Source organism: Methylomagnum ishizawai, assembly GCF_019670005.1.
GTDB classification, from domain to species: Bacteria; Pseudomonadota; Gammaproteobacteria; order Methylococcales; family Methylococcaceae; genus Methylomagnum; species Methylomagnum ishizawai.
The window spans coordinates 3,135,165-3,151,923 of sequence record NZ_AP019783.1 but is presented as its reverse complement, the minus strand read 5'-3'; the positions used below and the strand labels follow the sequence as shown (position 1 = coordinate 3,151,923).

Genomic DNA, 16,759 nt, shown 5'->3' with positions numbered 1-16,759 from the left:
CGGTAAGCCTTCAACCGGCCAACCGTGCTGCTTGGGCCGTGCTTACCGCTTTCGCCGCCAGCAACCATTCATCCAAGTCGGTTCGGTAATAGAACACCCGACCGCGCTTTATGAACTTCGGGCCATTGCCGTTGCATCGCATCATTGCCAGGGTCTTCACTGAATATCCGAGGTACGTAGCCGCATTCTTGGCGTCCATTCGGCCATCGGGAAGGACCGTCACTTCAATATTTTGTGCCTGCATGTTCTATGAACCCCTATAGGGTGTGGAAAGTGTCCAGCATCATAAATTAAATTCCACAGCGTTGCCAAATGTTAACGTGTTGTCTATGATTCAAATAGAACAATGTAGAACTTTCGACGAGGGGACAAAGTGGCAACACGTAAACAAGATGATGAGGGCGGGGATTTCGTCCGCTCGAAGGTGGTGGGTGTAAGGCTTGACCCGAAGCTTCGTTATCTAGCGGAAATCGCCGCCAGAAAGCAGCGCCGAACAATTTCAAGCTTTATCGAGTGGGCTATTGAGGCCAGTCTAGGCGGGGTCGTACTTCAACATGGGGTTGGTTATAACGGTGGCGATGTCACCCTTGAGCAAGAAATCAATCGATTATGGGATGTTGATCCTTCCGAGCGCTTTGCCCGATTGGCCATTCTCTATCCCGAGCTACTCACAACCGAGGAACAAGAACGTTGGAAATTACTAACCGATAGCCTTTTATTTTCGCCCGCAAAATCTCGGGACCGAACTGGCGGCAACTCTTGGGATTGGCCCATGCTTGAAGACAGAGTTTTTCCTATGCTACGCAAGCTATGGCCGGACTTCATCAAAGCATGGGATAAAGGTAAAGAAGAACAACGTAAATGGGTTGAAGAAATAGGGGAAAAAGTTTCAAAAGGAAATATTTACCCCTATTATCCAAATAAGGATGAGATCAAACCAGAAGTTTTTGACGAATTTGGTGATGTTCCTTTTTAGTGGGATATATATGGCTAAAGCATTCGTAAAAATTACCCGTCCGGCCATGCGTAAGCTTAAACCGGGAGAGAAAATTATCGAACAGGGGATCAGTTTTGAACGGCTAGCCAATGGTGACGGCGTTTTCACTGTCAATGTTATGGTGGACGGACAGCGCATTCACCGGGTCATAGGCAGGGAGTCGGACGGCACGACCCGGACCCAGGCGGAGGAGTTCATAGAAAAGGTGCGGCAGGATGCCAAGCATGACCGGCTTGCGCTTCCCAAGGGTCGGAAAATAGTCCTAACTTTCCGCGAAGCCGCCGTCAAATATCTGGAAAAATTGGCGGAGGAGGGTGGTAAAGATATTCCCAAGAAACGCCAGCGTTTAGAGCAGCACCTTATACCGTTCTTCGGGGATATGCCGCTTGGGAAAATCAGTGGTTTTGATTTGGAGCGCTACAAGAAACAGCGCCGTGAAGAAGCAGCCGCCAAGAGCAATAGCCGGGGGCAAGGAAAAGTAACTTATAAGGAATCGGGGGCTTCCGCCGGGACCATTAACCGCGAGCTTGCTGTTTTGTCCCATCTTTTCAATAAAGCCGTTGAGTGGGAATGGCTTGATCGAAGACCGGCGAAAATTAAGCGGTTTAAGGAAGATAATGGGCGGATTACCTATTTGACCGTAGACCAGATCAAGCGGCTTGTGGAATGTGCCAGGGAGGATTCCAACCCACAGATTTACCCTTTCATTGTTATCGGCCTCGAAACATCCATGCGAAAGATGGAGATTCTTTCGATGCGCCGGGAGCATGTCGATTTGCAGAAGCGGGTTATCTTCATTCCGAAAGCCAAGGCCGGGGCTAGGGAACAGCCCATCACGGCACACCTTGCGGAATTTCTCGCGGGCCTTATGGCGGGACTGCCAAAGGGAACGCCTTGGCTGTTTCCGTCGCCCGCCGCGAGCGAGGGTCACACCATGGACATTCGGAAGCCCTTTTGCCGTGTCGTTGCCGCCGCTGGACTTGATCCAACACAGGTGGTCAGACACACCCTACGGCATACGGCGATAACCCACCTTGTTCAAGCTGGGGTCGATCTTCCAACCGTGAAGCGAATCAGCGGACACAAGACCCTTGCCATGGTGGAGCGGTATTCACACCAGAATGGTGAACACATCCAAAGCGCGATGGATAAGCTTGAAAGCCGGTTGAAGATCAAAGCCTAAACGCCGAAATGGCGATTTGGGGCACGATTACACAGGAATTACACAAACAAAAAAGGCTTGCAGTGCGTAAACACATGCAAGCCTTTGTTTTGTATGGTGGCCAGGGACGGAATCGAACCGCCGACACGGGGATTTTCAATCCCCTGCTCTACCAACTGAGCTACCTAGCCGCTTGAGCCGACTATTAAACAATAGTCCGGGAGATGAGTCAAGCATTATGTTTAAAAAAGATGAAGCGGGACTATCCCGCCAGTGCCCGGCGCTTGCCGATAGCTACTCACAGTTCATCCGCTTGAGGAAGTCTCGCAGGCTTTGGCCTTCGGCATCGGTGAAGGCCGCATCTTCCGGCTGTACGCTTTGCATCCGGTCCAGGCGGAAGCTACGGAAGTCGTCGCGGAGCTCGCACCAGCCGACCAAGGTCCAGACATTGCCCCAAAAGTACAAACCCAGTGGCCGGATGCGGCGCAGGCTTTGCTCGCCGTCGGCGCGGCGATAGCTCATGGTGATCATGCGCTTGTCGTCGATGGCTTTGCGGCAAATATCCAGGTCGATATCCAAGTCCTGGCGCTGCGAGAACCTTGGCGAAAACAGCTTGCTGTCTTCGATCTTGGTTTTGAGTTCGGCGGGGATGACGGCGGTGATCTTGTCCAGCGCCGATTGCGCCGAGCAACCTAACTCGGTGCCCGCCCAGGTCTTGGCCATCCGCGCGCCGACCACCAGGGCCTGGATTTCGTCGGCGCTGAACATGATCGGCGGAATGTCGATGGTATGCCGCAGGCGGTAGCCGACGCCGGGCTCGCCTTCCACGGGTACGCCGGATAGGCTGATATCCTGGATATCCCGGTAGATGGTGCGCTCGGATACTTCCAGGCGCTCGGCGAGCGCCTTGGCCGTCACCAAGCGTTTATTACGCAGGATTTGTACGATCTGGAAGAGTCGGTCGGCGCGGCGCATCGTGGAATGGGAGGCCGGATCAGCGGCCCCCGGCTGATGGATTAGGCCTGTGAATATAAACCGACACGGTTGCCTTCGCTGTCCAGAAACAGCGCGAAATAACCGCATTCACCGTCGTGGATCGGCGTTTTCGGCACCAGTACGCTGCCACCGTTTTGAATGGCCTTGTCCAGTGGCGTGTTAAGGTTCTCGCCGCCGTTGAGGTATACCACCGCGCCGGTTGGGCTGGGTTGATACTGCTCGCCCAACACCAGCATACCGCTGACGGCACCGGCCTCGGCATCGAAGATCGCCAGCTGGAAACCGTTCATTTCCTCGTCTTTGAACGCGGCATCCAGCACATTCCGATAAAAGCTTTGTGCGCGTTGCATATCGATCACCGGCAGTTCAAACCAGGTGGCTATATGGCTATTCATGATCCGCTCCATAATGAAGTGTAAGGAGCGGCCATGGTATTTCGATCCTCCTGACAGCGTGGTGTCAGTAGTGTTTGGCCATCGGGTAATTTTTCCCGAAGGGGATGCGGTGCCGATCCGCGCCATCTATCCGGCTTAACAACCACCGCTTGGATAAGGTGGGCATGGGGACATGTCCACCCTACGCCGAGCGTACACCCAAATCGAAAGCGCCCTAGCCCAGTTCCGCCAGGCTGCGGATCGGCGGCAGACAAGCCGTCCCGGCGCAGACATAGGCCACTTCGCCCGCCTCGGCTTTCCTTTCAGCCAAATCCCCCGGCAAATCGCCGATGTCATTGGGAATGGAAAACACCCAGCGCCGGGGATCGGCCCGCCGCGCCGTCGCGGCCCACAGGGGCAGCGCTCCGGGCTGGCCGCGCAGGATCACGCATTCCGGCGGCTCGAACCACTCGGCCAGGGCGGTGAGCAGCGCCCCATGGCTGTGTGGATATTGGTCCAAGGCCGTCGCGGCGGAAACCAGGGTGCGTTCCGCCGCCGTGGTGTAGCGCATATCCCCCACCAAGCGCCCTAGCCGCAGCAAGGCCAGGGCCGCGACGCCGTTGCCCGAGGCCATGGATTCATCGGCGTAGCCCTTGGGGCGGTGGATCAGGGTTTCGTGGTCGCGGGCGGTGAAGAAGAAACCGCCGTGGTCCCCATCCTCGAAATCCGCCAGCAAGCGGTCGGCCAGTTCCAGCAGCCAAGCCAGATCGGCGCTCTGCCAACGGCATTGCAGCAATTCCAGCCCCGCCGCCAGCAAAAAGGCGTAATCGTCCAGATAGGCGCGTAGCCGCGACTTGCCGTCCTTGTCGGTCGCCAGCAAATGCCCGTCCGCGTCCACGCAGGCCCGCCGCAGGCAGGCGAAGGCTTGTTCCGCCGCCGCGATGAAATCCGGGCGTTCCAACAGCCGTCCGGCCTGGGCCAAGCCCGCGATCATCAGGCCGTTCCAGGCGGTCAGCAGCTTGTCGTCCAGGCCGGGCCGCACCCGTGTTTCCCGCGCCGCGTAGAGCTTGATCCGCGCCGCCGCCAAGCGCCGTTCCGCCTCCTCCACGGCGATATCCAGCCGCGCCGCCACTTGCGGCAAGGGCAGCGCCACCTGCACATGCCAAGCTTCGCCCTCGAAATTGGGCCGCTGGTCCAGGCCGAAATGCGGTTCGACCACGGCGTATTCCTCCGGGCCGAGCAGCGCCCGGACCTGGGCCGGGGTCCACAGGTAATACTTGCCTTCCTCGCCTTCGGAATCGGCGTCCAGGGCGGCGTAGAACCCGCCTCCGGGCGAGCGCATCTCGCGGATCGCCCATTCGGCGGTGGCGGTGGCGGCGTCCCGGAACAAGGGCAGGCCGGTGGCCCGGTGGGCTTCGGCGTACAGGCCCAGCAACGCGCCGTTGTCGTACAGCATCTTCTCGAAATGGGGAATCCGCCAGGCCGCGTCCACCGAATAACGGCAGAAGCCGCCGCCGATCTGGTCGAACAAGCCGCCTTCGGCCATCTTGGCGAGGCTGGTGGCGACCACCGCCAGCGCGTCCGGGTCGGGCAGCGCGCCCGCTTCGGCCCGCCGCAGCAAAAAGCCCAGGTTGGCGGCCTGCGGGAATTTGGGGGCGCCGCCGAAACCGCCGTTCACCGGGTCGAAGGCGTCCAGCAGCGCCTGCCGGGCCTGGTCCAGCACCGCCGGTTCCAGGGGGGCGCCGCCCTCCTGCGCTTGCGCCGTCGCCAGCAGGTTGGCCAGATAATCGTGGTGTTTGTGCAAATCGTCCTTGCGTTCGTGGTAATACGCCGCCACCCGCTGCATGACGGTGACGAAGCCCGGCAATTGATAGCGGGCGGTCTTGGGGAAATAAGTCCCGGCGAAGAACGGCAGATGGTTGTGCGGGTTCAGGAACACCGTCAGCGGCCAGCCACCGCCGCGCCGGGCCATGATCTGATGGGCGAGTTGGTAGATTTTGTCGAGGTCGGGGCGTTCCTCGCGGTCCACCTTGATGTTGACGAACAAGCCGTTCATCACCTGGGCCGTGTCCGCGTCCTCGAAAGATTCGTGGGCCATGACATGGCACCAATGGCAGGCGGAATAGCCGATGGAAAGTAGGATGGGTTTGTCCTCGCGCCGGGCCAGGTCCAGGGCTTCCTGGCACCAGGGGTACCAATCCACCGGATTGTGGGCGTGTTGGCGCAGGTAGGGGCTGGTTTCGGCGGCGAGCCGGTTGCTGTGGGCGCTGTGCATGGGGAATTCCTCGTGGGAGCCTGGGGGGTTCCACACTGTAGCAGTAGGAAATTCCGAAAACAGTAGGCCGAGCGCGAATACCGGGTTTCCCCGCCCATGGAACAAGGGCGGTCCGGGGACCGCCTTTGTCCGGGGGGGAGCGCCCCGCCGTTATTTTTGCGGCGAAGTGACCGTGATCGACATGGCTTCGGTGTAGCGGGCGACCACCGCATCGCCGGTTTTCACCTCGTTGAGGCGCTTGATCTCGGGACCGGCCTTCACCTTCAGCAATTTGCCGTCCGATCTTTCCAGGGTGACCATGCGGCTGTCGTAGTCGATGGCCTTGACCGTGGCCGCGACCTCGACCGTCTCCACGGCGGCCATGCCCGGCTTGGCCCCCTTGGGGGCGCGTTCCACCACGGTGGCCCCGCCCGGTTCCGGCTTGTCCTCGGGGGCGGTGACGAACAGTTCGATGGTTTCCAGGAATTCCGCCGTCACATCGTCGCCGACCCGGATTTGCGCGAAGTTGCGGACTTCGGGGCCGCATTTGACCTTGGCCTGCTTGCCGTCGGGGTATTTCAGGGTGACGACCCGGTGCTTCTTGTCGATGGCCTTGACCTTGGCGGTCACGACGACCAGTTCGCCCTCGATCCCACCCGGTTTGTCTTCCGCGGCCGGGGCGGCGGGAGCGGGGGCGAGTTGCGCCGCCGGGGCCGGATCGGCGGCGGGGGCCGGGGCGGGGGATTGGTGGGCGCAGCCGATCAGGAGCGAACCGGCCACGAGGGCCGTGGGGCCGCCGAGCAGCCAGGGTTTCATACGATGGTTCATTGAAAAGCCTTTTTTGGTTTTGGGGATCGATGGCGGGGGCGGACGCAACCGCCGCTACCCGTTGGGCGCGCTGTCCGGGGCCGGGGCATTTTCGGTTTGGATATTCAGGGTCGGACCTGTAGGGGTGGATTAACCCGTCGTGGCCGCCTATGGCCGGAAATACCCCAGGGAAAACGCCGGGGTGCCGGGGGCTGAGTGTAGCGGTGGGTCGGCGGTTTGCCAATCCGGGAGGCAGGGGCCGCGCCGCCCGTTTCACAGGGCCAGTTCCAAGGGGGCGGGAATCAGCTTGAAACGGCTGAACGAGGCGGTGGCTTCCTGGATGCGGCCCAGGTGGAAACCGGCATGGGTGGTTTTGCCCGACAGGCGCAACAGGACGCCGGCATGGAACCCGGTGGGCGGCAGCAGGATTTCCGGTTCGGCGCGGACCGCCGGTATGGGCGGGAGCAACAAGCCCTTGCCTTGGGGATGGCCGAGCTCGTCCCAAATGGCCACGGATTCGGCGCTGGGTGATAGCAGTTCCACCCCGAAGCGCAGACCGTTTTCACGCTGCGCCAACCAGCGGATCACGCCGATATGGGGCGGGTGCGGCGCTTCGGCGATGCCGACCAGGGAACCGGCCTGGAGTTTGGGGTCGCCGCCGTCGCAGAGCAGCACGCAATAGCCGTGCGGGTCGGTATTGAGCAATTCCCCCGCCGTGCCCGGATCGGCCCCGGTCCGGTCCGCCGCCGCCCCGCCCCAGATTTCGTCCCTGGGGCAACCCGAGCTATCCAGCAGCAGGCGCTCGATCACGGCGTCGGCCCGCAAAGCCCGCTCGTCCTGGCGCGGATGCTCGGCGACCTCGTGTTCCATGGGCAGCAATTCCAGGCGGGAGGCGGCTTTGAGCCAATCGGCCCGGCCCGCGTTGACGGGTTTGAGCCGGGGCTTGGTGTGGGTGGGCCGGGGATCGAGGGCGGCGACCAGTTCTTGGAAACCGATGAACAATTGGCAGGGCTGGTGCAGCGGCAGGCGTTCCGAGCGCCGTTGCGCCGGGCCGAACAGGCTTTTCGCCAACAGGGTCGGCAACCGGGGTCCGTTCAGGCCCAGGGCGGCGAGTTTGGCGCGTTGTTCCGGCGATTTGTCCAGCAGGCGTTCGATCAGCCGCCCGATGAACAGGAACCGGCAGGAAGGGGCGGGCATCCAGTCGTCGCGGATGCGGTAGGGGCCGTGTTCGCTGTCGAGGTCGAGGCGGAACCGGGCCAGTTGTTCCCCGATCACGGGCCGGGCCTCCCAGGCCACATGGTCGGCCCATTCCCCCAGCATCCGGTAGATCAGGCGCATGTCGCGCTGGCGGTAGCGGCCATAATCGGCCATGGCGAACAGCAGGATGCGCTTGAATTGGCCCAGCGGCGTGCGGCAGGCCGGGGGTTCGCCGGGGTCGCCGAATTGCGCCGACGCCGCGCCCTGGGCCTCGGCCAGGCGGTAGGCGCGGTAGAGGTCGGGCCAGAACGCCGGGTCGGGTTCGCGGTAGAGCCGCGCCGTGTCCAGCAAGGCCAGTCCCCAGTGCTGGAACGCCCGGTACAGCGCGGCCAGGCTGGGGTCGGCATCGCCCAGCCATAGGCTATCCGCCGAGCGGCTGGCCGGGCAGGCATAGGCGTAGAGGTTGCCGAGTTCGCGGCGCAGTTGGCTGGTGGTCTCGATGCGCTGGGCGAGGTCCGGCGGGTAGGGCAGGGCGGCGTCGAGGCTGTGGGTGTCGATTTGTTCCGCCAACTGGGCGGCGCGGGGGCGGATCGCATCGGCCAGGGCCAGCCGGGCCGGGCCGGACAGGTCCGGCTTGGCGTTGAGCGCCCTCAGCAAGGCCAGGAGGGCGTCCAGGCTGCGCTCCGGGTGGGCGAGCGGTAGTTCCGCGAGCCAGTCCGCGACGGTTTGGGGCGTGGGGAGCGGCAGGATGATTTCGGACGCCGTTCCCGTGGGGGATGTGCCGGAGGGCTGCATGGGTGACTTCCTCGGTCCAGGATGTGCGGTGGCCCGGTCCCCTGGGATCGCGCTGATAAAGTGTGTGATATTGTATCGACCCGCCTGGAAAATGCCGGTTCCCGCCGCCCGGTTTCTCCGTTGGCCCTGGGATTTCGGTAAAACCACCCGTCCCCCTGGGCGGCGACCTTTGCCCGCATAGACAGAATTCCGGGGTTTCCTTTAAAATTTCGCGACCTACGGAACTTTACAAGAACAACATCGACGGGAGGAACCTCAAGGGGTCCTCCCGTTTTGTATGTTTAAGGCGACCCCACAGCATCATGAATACTCAAGCACTCTTGGCCCTGGAAGACGGCACTTTGTTCCGGGGCACCGCCATCGGCGCGGTTGGCCGGTCGGTCGGCGAGGTGGTCTTCAACACCGCCATCACCGGCTATCAGGAAATCCTCACCGATCCTTCCTATGCCCGCCAGATCGTCACCCTGACCTATCCCCATATCGGCAATGTCGGCGTCAACACCGAGGACGTGGAATCGACCGGCGTGTTCGCCAGCGGGCTGGTGGTGCGCGACGTGCCCCTCCGGCTCAGCAACTTCCGCGCCGGCCAGAGCCTGACCGATTACCTCAAGGCCCATAACGTGGTCGGCATCGCGGGCTTGGACACCCGCAAGCTGACCCGCATCCTGCGCGACAAAGGGGCGCAGCGCGGCTGCATCGTGGCCGGCCCCGATATCGACGCCGAGGCCGCGCTGGCCGAGGCGCGGGCGTTTCCGGGGCTGCAAGGCATGGACCTCGCCAAGGAGGTCAGCGCCAAGGCCAGCTATCCCTGGACCGAAGGTTCCTGGCAGCTGGGCGAGGGCTACACCCGGCCTGCGGCGGGACGCCTCCATGTGGTGGCCTACGATTTCGGGGTCAAGCGCAACATCCTGCGGCTCCTGGCCGACCGGGGCTGCCGCCTGACCGTGGTGCCCGCCCAGACGCCCGCCGAGGACGTGTTGGCGTTGCAACCGGACGGGGTGTTCCTCTCCAACGGCCCCGGCGACCCCGAACCCTGCGATTACGCCATCCGCGCCATCCGTGTTTTCCTGCAAGCCAAAATCCCGGTGTTCGGCATCTGCCTGGGACATCAGTTGTTGGGACTGGCGACGGGCGCCCGCACCGCCAAAATGAAATTCGGCCATCACGGGGCCAACCATCCGGTGCAGGAACTCGACACGGGCCGAGTGCTGATCACCAGCCAGAACCATGGCTTCGCGGTGGACGAAGCGAGCCTGCCCGCCAATGTGCGACCGACCTACCGCTCGCTGTTCGACGGCAGCCTCCAGGGCATCGAATTGACCGACCGGCCCGCGTTCAGCTTCCAAGGCCACCCGGAAGCGAGTCCGGGACCGCATGATTTGAAGCCGTTGTTTGATCGGTTTATTCGGATGATGGGTTAGCCTGCCAGCGGCTCGCGTCGGCTGGGTGAGTCGCCATGCCCAAGAAAATCAGGGAGCTTATCCGGTCTCCTTCATAGACCGGCGCAGGGCTCAACGCGCCTAGCCTGAATTCCCATCGAACCGTATGGGAACGAGAACATAGAAACCACCATGCCAAAACGTACCGACATCCAAAGCATCCTCCTCCTCGGCGCCGGCCCCATCGTCATCGGCCAGGCCTGCGAATTCGACTACTCCGGCGCCCAAGCCTGCAAGGCCCTGAAAGAAGAGGGCTACCGGGTGATCCTGGTCAATTCCAACCCGGCCACGATCATGACCGACCCGGAAATGGCCGACGCCACCTATATCGAGCCCATCGATTGGCAGACCGTCGCCAAGATCATCGAGAAGGAGCGCCCCGACGCCCTGCTGCCCACCATGGGCGGACAGACCGCGCTCAACTGCGCCCTCGACCTCGACCATCATGGCGTCCTGGAAAAATTCGGCGTGCGGATGATCGGCGCGTCGAAGGACGCCATCGACAAGGCCGAGGACCGTCAGAAGTTCAAGGAGGCGATGACCAAGATCGGCCTGGGCTCGGCCCGTTCCGGCATCGCCCATACCTTGGAACAAGCCTTGGCCTGTCTCGAACACACCGGCTATCCCGCCATCATCCGGCCTTCGTTCACGCTGGGCGGTTCCGGTGGCGGCATCGCCTATAACCGCGAGGAATTCGTCGCCATCTGCGAACGCGGCCTGGACCTGTCGCCGACCCACGAACTCTTGATCGAGGAATCGGTGCTGGGTTGGAAGGAATACGAGATGGAGGTGGTGCGCGACCGCCAGGACAATTGCATCATCGTCTGCTCCATCGAGAATTTCGACCCGATGGGCGTGCATACCGGCGATTCCATCACCGTGGCCCCTGCCCAGACCTTGACCGACAAGGAATACCAGATCATGCGCGACGCCTCCATCGCGGTGTTGCGCGAGATCGGGGTCGATACCGGCGGTTCCAACGTGCAATTCGCCATCAACCCCAAGGACGGGCGGATGATCGTGATCGAGATGAATCCCCGCGTGTCGCGCTCGTCGGCGCTGGCCTCGAAAGCCACCGGCTTCCCCATCGCCAAGGTGGCCGCGAAGCTGGCCGTGGGCTACACCCTGGACGAACTCCGCAACGAGATCACCGGCGGCGCGACCCCGGCCTCGTTCGAGCCGACCATCGATTATGTCGTGACCAAGGTGCCGCGCTTCACCTTCGAGAAATTCCCCCAGGCCGACGACCGCCTCACCACCCAGATGAAGTCGGTGGGCGAGGCCATGGCGATAGGCCGCACCTTCCAGGAATCCTTGCAAAAAGCCCTGCGTAGCCTGGAAATCGGCATCGACGGTCTGGCCGAGAAACTCGACGCCAGCGAGGAGGACGCCATCGGCAGCCTGATCCGCGAATTGCGCCATCCCGGCCCCAGCCGCATCCTCTACGTGGCCGACGCTTTCCGGGCGGGTTGGCCCTTGGAGCAAGTGTTCGAGCATAGCGCCATCGATCCTTGGTTCCTGGCCCAGATCGAGGATTTGATCGCCGAGGAAAAACGCCTGTCCGGGCGGGTCTTGGGCACGCTGACGGCGGATGAATTGTTCGCCCTGAAGCGCAAGGGCTTTTCCGATTCGCGGCTGGCCCGCATCCTCGACACCCGCGAGGCCGAGGTCCGCGCCGCCCGCCATCGCTTGGGCGTGAGGCCGGTCTACAAGCGCATCGATTCCTGCGCGGCGGAATTCGCCACCGCCACGGCCTACCTTTATTCCACCTACGAGGAGGAATGCGAGGCCGCGCCCAGCGACCGCCAGAAGATCATCGTGCTGGGTGGCGGGCCGAACCGCATCGGCCAGGGCATCGAGTTCGATTATTGCTGTGTCCATGCCGCCATGGCGCTGCGGGAAGATGGCTACGAAACCCTCATGATCAACTGCAACCCGGAGACGGTCTCGACCGACTTCGACACCTCCGACCGGCTGTTCTTCGAGCCGCTGACCTTGGAGGACGTGTTGGAAATCATCCACCTCGAAAAGCCCATGGGCGTGATCGTGCAGTACGGCGGTCAAACCCCGCTCAAGCTGGCCCGCGCCCTGGAAGCGGCGGGCGCGCCGATCATCGGCACTTCCCCCGACTCCATCGATCTGGCCGAGGACCGCGAGCGTTTCCAAAAGCTGGTGGACCGTCTCGGCATCAAGCAGCCGCCCAACCGTACCGCTCGTTCCCTCGACGAAGCCCTGCGCTCGGCCAAGGAAATCGGTTATCCCCTGGTGGTGCGCCCGTCCTACGTATTGGGGGGCCGGGCCATGGAAATCGTGTTCAACGACGAAGACCTCAAGCGCTATATGCGGGAAGCGGTCAGCGTGTCCAACGAATCGCCGGTCCTGCTCGACCGCTTCCTCGACGACGCCATCGAGATGGACGTGGACGCGGTGTGCGATGGCCAGCGGGTGGTGATCGGCGGCTTGATGCAGCATATCGAGCAGGCCGGGGTGCATTCCGGCGACTCGGCCTGTTCCATCCCGCCCTACGATCTCGCGGCCAATATCCAGCAGCAATTGCGCGAGCAAGTGCGGAAGCTGGCCGAGGCGCTGGGCGTGGTGGGCTTGATGAACACCCAGTTCGCCATCCAGGGCGAGGAAATCTTCATCCTGGAAGTGAACCCGCGCGCTTCCCGCACCGTGCCTTTCGTGTCCAAGGCCACCGGCTATCCCTTGGCCAAGATCGCCGCCCGCTGCATGGTCGGTAAAACCCTGGAGGCCCAGGGCGTGACCGTGGAGCGGATTCCGGACTACTACTCGGTCAAGGAGGCGGTGTTCCCGTTCATCAAATTCCCCGGCGTCGATCCCTTGCTCGGGCCGGAAATGAAATCCACCGGCGAGGTGATGGGGGTCGGGGCGACCTTCGGCGAGGCTTACGCCAAGGCCCAACGCGCCGCCAGCAACAAGCTCCCCCGTGGCGGCAAGGTCCTCATCAGCATCCGCGAAAGCGACCGGCCCAAGGTGACTTCCATCGCCCTCGACCTCCTGGCCCAGGGCTTCCAACTGGTCGCCACCCGCGGCACGGCCAAGGCGCTGGAAGACGCCGGGATTCCCTGCGCCGTCGCCAACAAGGTCTACGAAGGCCGTCCCCATATCGTCGACATGATCAAGAACGGCGAATTGCAGTTCATCATCAACACCACGGAAGGCAAGAAGGCCATCGCCGATTCCTTCACCATCCGGCGGCAGGCGTTGCAACAACAGGTCACTTACACCACCACCATTTCCGGGGCGCGGGCGACCTGCTACGCCTTGGGCGAACTCGACGCCGGCGATGTGAACGCTTTGCAGGACTTGCACCGGGCCTGGAACCAAGCCTAGGAATACCCAGGGGCGCGGATGGCCGGTTCCGCCGTTGCCATTCGCGCCCTTGTCATGAAAAACTTCCGCCCTAGCGGTGGCTCCATCGAAGCCACCCTTCCTCCTTAGATCAAACCACCGGGAATCCCCACCATGCAAAAAGTACCGCTGACCCTGCGCGGGGCCGAAAAGCTGCGCGAAGAATTGACCCACCTCAAAAGCGTGATGCGCCCCAGGATCACCCAGGCCATCGCCGAGGCCCGCGCCCATGGCGACCTCAAGGAAAACGCCGAATACCACGCCGCCCGCGAGCAGCAAAGCTTCACCGAGGGCCGCATCAAGGAGATCGAGGCCAAGCTGTCGAACTGCCAGATCATCGATGTGACCTCTCTGAACGCGCATGGCAAGGTGGTGTTCGGGGCCACGGTCGATCTGGCCGACGCCGACACCGGCGACGAAGTGACCTACCAGATCGTCGGCGAGGACGAGGCCGATATCAAGGCCGGGATGATTTCGGTGACTTCGCCCATCGCCCGCGCCCTGATCGGCAAGAAGGAAGGCGACCTGGCCGTGGTGCAAGCGCCGGGCGGGACGCGGGAATTCGATATCGTCGCCGTGCGCTATATTTGAGGTGGATTGGCGTCTGGCATGGCGGGGTTCTTCCCGTGGCCACCAGCGGGGCGCTGCGCGTGGATGAGGGCGCGAACGGGTATGGGGGAATCCTGTGCGGATGCCGATTGGGGGGGCGTTTGCGGCGATGGCCGCTCCGTGTTTACGCCGGGGAGGGCGCTGGCTGTTCGGGCTGGCGCTGTGCCTGGGCGGGACGGCCCTGGCCCAGGCCCCGGACGCGCTGGACCGCAGCCTGGAGGAACTGAGCGGTACGGGGCTTTCGACCGCCCCTAAGAATGTGCGGGTCTCGACGGCCTCGAAATATTCCCAAAAGGCCGCGACCGCGCCGGGCTCGGTCCACATCGTCACCGCCGAGGATATTCGGACCTACGGTTTCAGGACCCTGGGCGAAGCCCTGCGGATGCTGCCCGGCACCTACCTGACCAACGACCGCAACTACAACTACCTGGGCGTGCGCGGCTTCAACCGGCCCGGCGACTACAACTCCCGCATCCTCCTCTTGCTCGACGGCGAGCGCATCAACGACAGCATCTACGATAGCGCGTTGTTCGCCAACGATTTCATACTCGATATCGACCTGGTCGAGCGGATCGAATTCGCGCCCGGACCCGGCTCGGCGGTCTATGGCAACAACGCCTTCCTCGGCGTGATCAATGTCATCACCAAGCGCGGCAATGCGCTGGACGGTGCCGAGTTGTCCGGCAGCTATGGCAGTTTCGATGCCTACAAGGCCAGGGGCAGCTTCGGCCAGCGTTTCGACAACGGTGCCGAGGTCTTGCTGTCCGCCACCGGCTTTGATTGGGAAGGGCCGGGCCACCTCTATTATCCCGAGCTCGATACCCCGGACCAGAACCACGGCAAGTCCGTCGGCCAGGATTATGACCGCGGCCAAAACGCCTTCGCCAAAGCCTCCTACAAGGCGTTGTCGCTGGAGGCGGGCTATGCCAGCCGCACCAAGGGCATTCCCACCGGGTCGTTCGGCCAGCATTTCAACGATCCGGCCAGTTTCACCGACGATCAACGCATCTTCGCCTCGCTACAGTTCGACGACGAGGTCGCGGAGGATTGGGGGATCCATGCCCGGCTGGGCTATAACCGCTATCGCTATGTCGGGCATTATCCCTATGCCGACCCGTATGTCCTGAATGTGGACCGCGGCGAGGGCGACTGGTGGGATGGCGAACTCCGCCTGACCCACACCGGCTTCCAAGGGCACCGGATCATGGGTGGCCTGGAACTCCAGGACAATTTCCTGCAAGCGCAGCGGAATTTCGATGTCGGCGGCCCGGCTTACCTGGATAAGACCTATGCCAGCGTCCGCTATGGGTTTTTCTTGCTGGACGAGTTCGGCCTGTGGGATGGGCTGACCCTGCAGATCGGTGCCCGCTACGACCACACCCCTTTCGGCCATAGAGCCAATCCCAGGGTTTCGCTGGTGTGGCAGGCCCTGGACACCACCACGGTGAAGCTGCTGTACGGCACGGCCTTCCGCGCCCCCAACGTGTACGAGCGCTTCTATAACGATGGCAACATCACCCAGAAGGGCAATCCCAACCTGAGTCCGGAGCACACCGCGACCTTGGAACTCGATCTGGAGCATTATCTGACGCCCTCCACCCGCTTGGGCGCGGCTTTCTACCGGTACGGCATCGATGACTTGATCGGCCAGGTGACCGATCCGGCCGATGGCGTGCTGGTATATCGGAACGCGCAGGGCATCGAGGGGCTGGGAATGGAACTGGAGGCCGAGCAGCGCTTCGCCAACGGTGTCCGGGGCACCCTCGGCTATTCCTTGCAACATGCGGAAAGCCTGGGCCGGACCCTGATGAATTCCCCCGAGAACATGGCGAAGCTGCATGTCTCCGCGCCGCTGTGGGGCGACGGCTACCGGGTGGGCTTGGAAACCCTTTATTTCGGTCGGCGCTATACCAAGTCCGGCAAGGTCGATGGCTATGTGCTGACCAACCTCACGGCGCTCGCGGAACCCATCAAGGACGTGGCGTTTTCCTTCAGCCTTTATAACCTTTGGAACACGCACTACGCCGACCCGGTCGGCGAGGATTTCATACAGGAGAGCATCCCCCAGGATGGCCGCGGTTTCCGTCTCAAACTGACGGTGCGGTTCTGATGAAGCCGCTGGTCAAGCGCTTATATGCGTCGGTATTGAGCCTGCTGCTCGCGGTGACCGACCTTTCCAAGGGGGTCGAGGCCTTGACCGAGAGCCAGTTGAAGGTCGCGCTGCTTTATAAGTTCGCCCAATTCACGGTTTGGCCCGTCCTGCCCGACGAGGCGTTCGATTTCTGCATCTTGGGTGAAAACCGGTTCGGGGAGGATTTGGATGCCTTGGCGGGGAAAAAGCTCCACGACAAGCCCTTGAAGATCACCTATCCGGCCACCCCGGAAGCGGCCCGTGGCTGCCAACTCGCCTATCTCAATTTCCCAGATTCCAAACAGCTTGCCCATTGGATAGACATCTTGGCGTCCGCGCCCGTCCTCACGGTGAGCGAAAGCCCGGATGCCTGGCGGAAGGGGGTGATGGTCGTGTTCGAGGTGGAACCCAATGGCGTCAGTTTCAGTATCAACCTCACCGCCGCCCGCGATGCCAACCTCTCGCTGAGCGCCCAGATGCTCAAGTTGGCCAAAGATGTCCGCTAAGCAAAAGCCGCCAGTCCGGCTATTATGGAGGACGGATTGCCTTGGCCTCGCCGCCTTGGCGCGGAAAGCGCCGTGCCTGGGTTCCGATTCCAGGCAATCGCTTCCGCGGGCGGGAGG

At 62.4% G+C, this 16,759-nt stretch carries 13 protein-coding genes and 1 tRNA gene; 7 read left to right on the top strand and 7 right to left on the bottom strand.

Features of this window, described 5'->3' with window-relative positions; translation table 11 throughout:
* Positions 1-10: 10 nt before the first annotated feature.
* Complete coding sequence (locus K5658_RS14370; RefSeq protein ID WP_221063806.1) at positions 11-244, bottom strand: helix-turn-helix transcriptional regulator; 234 nt, start codon at positions 242-244, stop codon at positions 11-13.
* A gap of 129 nt (positions 245-373) precedes the next feature.
* On the opposite strand from K5658_RS14370, the gene K5658_RS14365 reads away from it, so the two are divergent.
* Both K5658_RS14365 and K5658_RS14360 read left to right on the top strand, forming a co-directional pair.
* Positions 374-976, top strand: coding sequence for a hypothetical protein (locus tag K5658_RS14365; protein WP_221063805.1), 603 nt, complete (start codon positions 374-376; stop codon positions 974-976).
* Between the two features lie 10 nt (positions 977-986).
* Positions 987-2,180: a tyrosine-type recombinase/integrase gene (locus tag K5658_RS14360; protein ID WP_221063804.1), complete on the top strand. Its 1,194-nt coding sequence runs from the start codon at positions 987-989 to the stop codon at positions 2,178-2,180.
* A 94-nt stretch (positions 2,181-2,274) separates the two neighbouring features.
* On the opposite strand, the gene K5658_RS14355 is transcribed toward K5658_RS14360, so the two are convergent.
* From K5658_RS14355 to K5658_RS14330, 6 genes are all read right to left on the bottom strand, one after another.
* Positions 2,275-2,350, bottom strand: a tRNA-Phe gene (locus tag K5658_RS14355).
* 103 nt (positions 2,351-2,453) lie between these two features.
* Positions 2,454-3,134: a helix-turn-helix transcriptional regulator gene (locus K5658_RS14350; RefSeq protein WP_221063803.1), complete on the bottom strand. Its 681-nt coding sequence runs from the start codon at positions 3,132-3,134 to the stop codon at positions 2,454-2,456.
* A 41-nt stretch (positions 3,135-3,175) separates the two neighbouring features.
* Positions 3,176-3,550, bottom strand: coding sequence for a VOC family protein (locus tag K5658_RS14345; protein WP_221063802.1), 375 nt, complete (start codon positions 3,548-3,550; stop codon positions 3,176-3,178).
* A gap of 214 nt (positions 3,551-3,764) precedes the next feature.
* Positions 3,765-5,804, bottom strand: coding sequence for a thioredoxin domain-containing protein (locus K5658_RS14340; RefSeq protein ID WP_221063801.1), 2,040 nt, complete (start codon positions 5,802-5,804; stop codon positions 3,765-3,767).
* 150 nt (positions 5,805-5,954) lie between these two features.
* On the bottom strand, positions 5,955-6,611 hold the full coding sequence (locus K5658_RS14335; protein ID WP_221063800.1) for a hypothetical protein: 657 nt from the start codon (positions 6,609-6,611) through the stop codon (positions 5,955-5,957).
* 252 nt (positions 6,612-6,863) lie between these two features.
* Positions 6,864-8,582 carry a hypothetical protein gene (locus K5658_RS14330; protein ID WP_221063799.1) on the bottom strand — a complete coding sequence of 573 codons (1,719 nt, stop codon included), beginning with the start codon at positions 8,580-8,582 and terminating at the stop codon, positions 6,864-6,866.
* Between the two features lie 302 nt (positions 8,583-8,884).
* Between K5658_RS14330 and carA the strand changes: the two genes are divergently transcribed.
* The 5 genes from carA (at position 8,885) to K5658_RS14305 (ending at position 16,642) form a co-directional block, all read left to right on the top strand.
* Entirely contained in the window at positions 8,885-10,003 is a 1,119-nt protein-coding gene (carA, locus tag K5658_RS14325; protein WP_221063798.1) for a glutamine-hydrolyzing carbamoyl-phosphate synthase small subunit, read from the top strand.
* A gap of 150 nt (positions 10,004-10,153) precedes the next feature.
* The gene (gene carB / locus K5658_RS14320) at positions 10,154-13,378 is read left to right on the top strand and encodes a carbamoyl-phosphate synthase large subunit (RefSeq protein ID WP_221063797.1); all 3,225 of its coding nucleotides are present in this window, start codon (positions 10,154-10,156) and stop codon (positions 13,376-13,378) included.
* Between the two features lie 132 nt (positions 13,379-13,510).
* On the top strand, positions 13,511-13,987 hold the full coding sequence (gene greA, locus K5658_RS14315) for a transcription elongation factor GreA (RefSeq protein ID WP_221063796.1): 477 nt from the start codon (positions 13,511-13,513) through the stop codon (positions 13,985-13,987).
* A gap of 127 nt (positions 13,988-14,114) precedes the next feature.
* On the top strand, positions 14,115-16,115 hold the full coding sequence (locus tag K5658_RS14310) for a TonB-dependent receptor plug domain-containing protein (RefSeq protein ID WP_221063795.1): 2,001 nt from the start codon (positions 14,115-14,117) through the stop codon (positions 16,113-16,115).
* Positions 16,115-16,642, top strand: a complete 528-nt coding sequence (locus K5658_RS14305; RefSeq protein ID WP_221063794.1) for a YfiR family protein — start codon at positions 16,115-16,117, stop codon at positions 16,640-16,642. Before K5658_RS14310 ends, K5658_RS14305 begins: the two co-directional genes overlap by 1 nt.
* Positions 16,643-16,759: the final 117 nt, after the last annotated feature.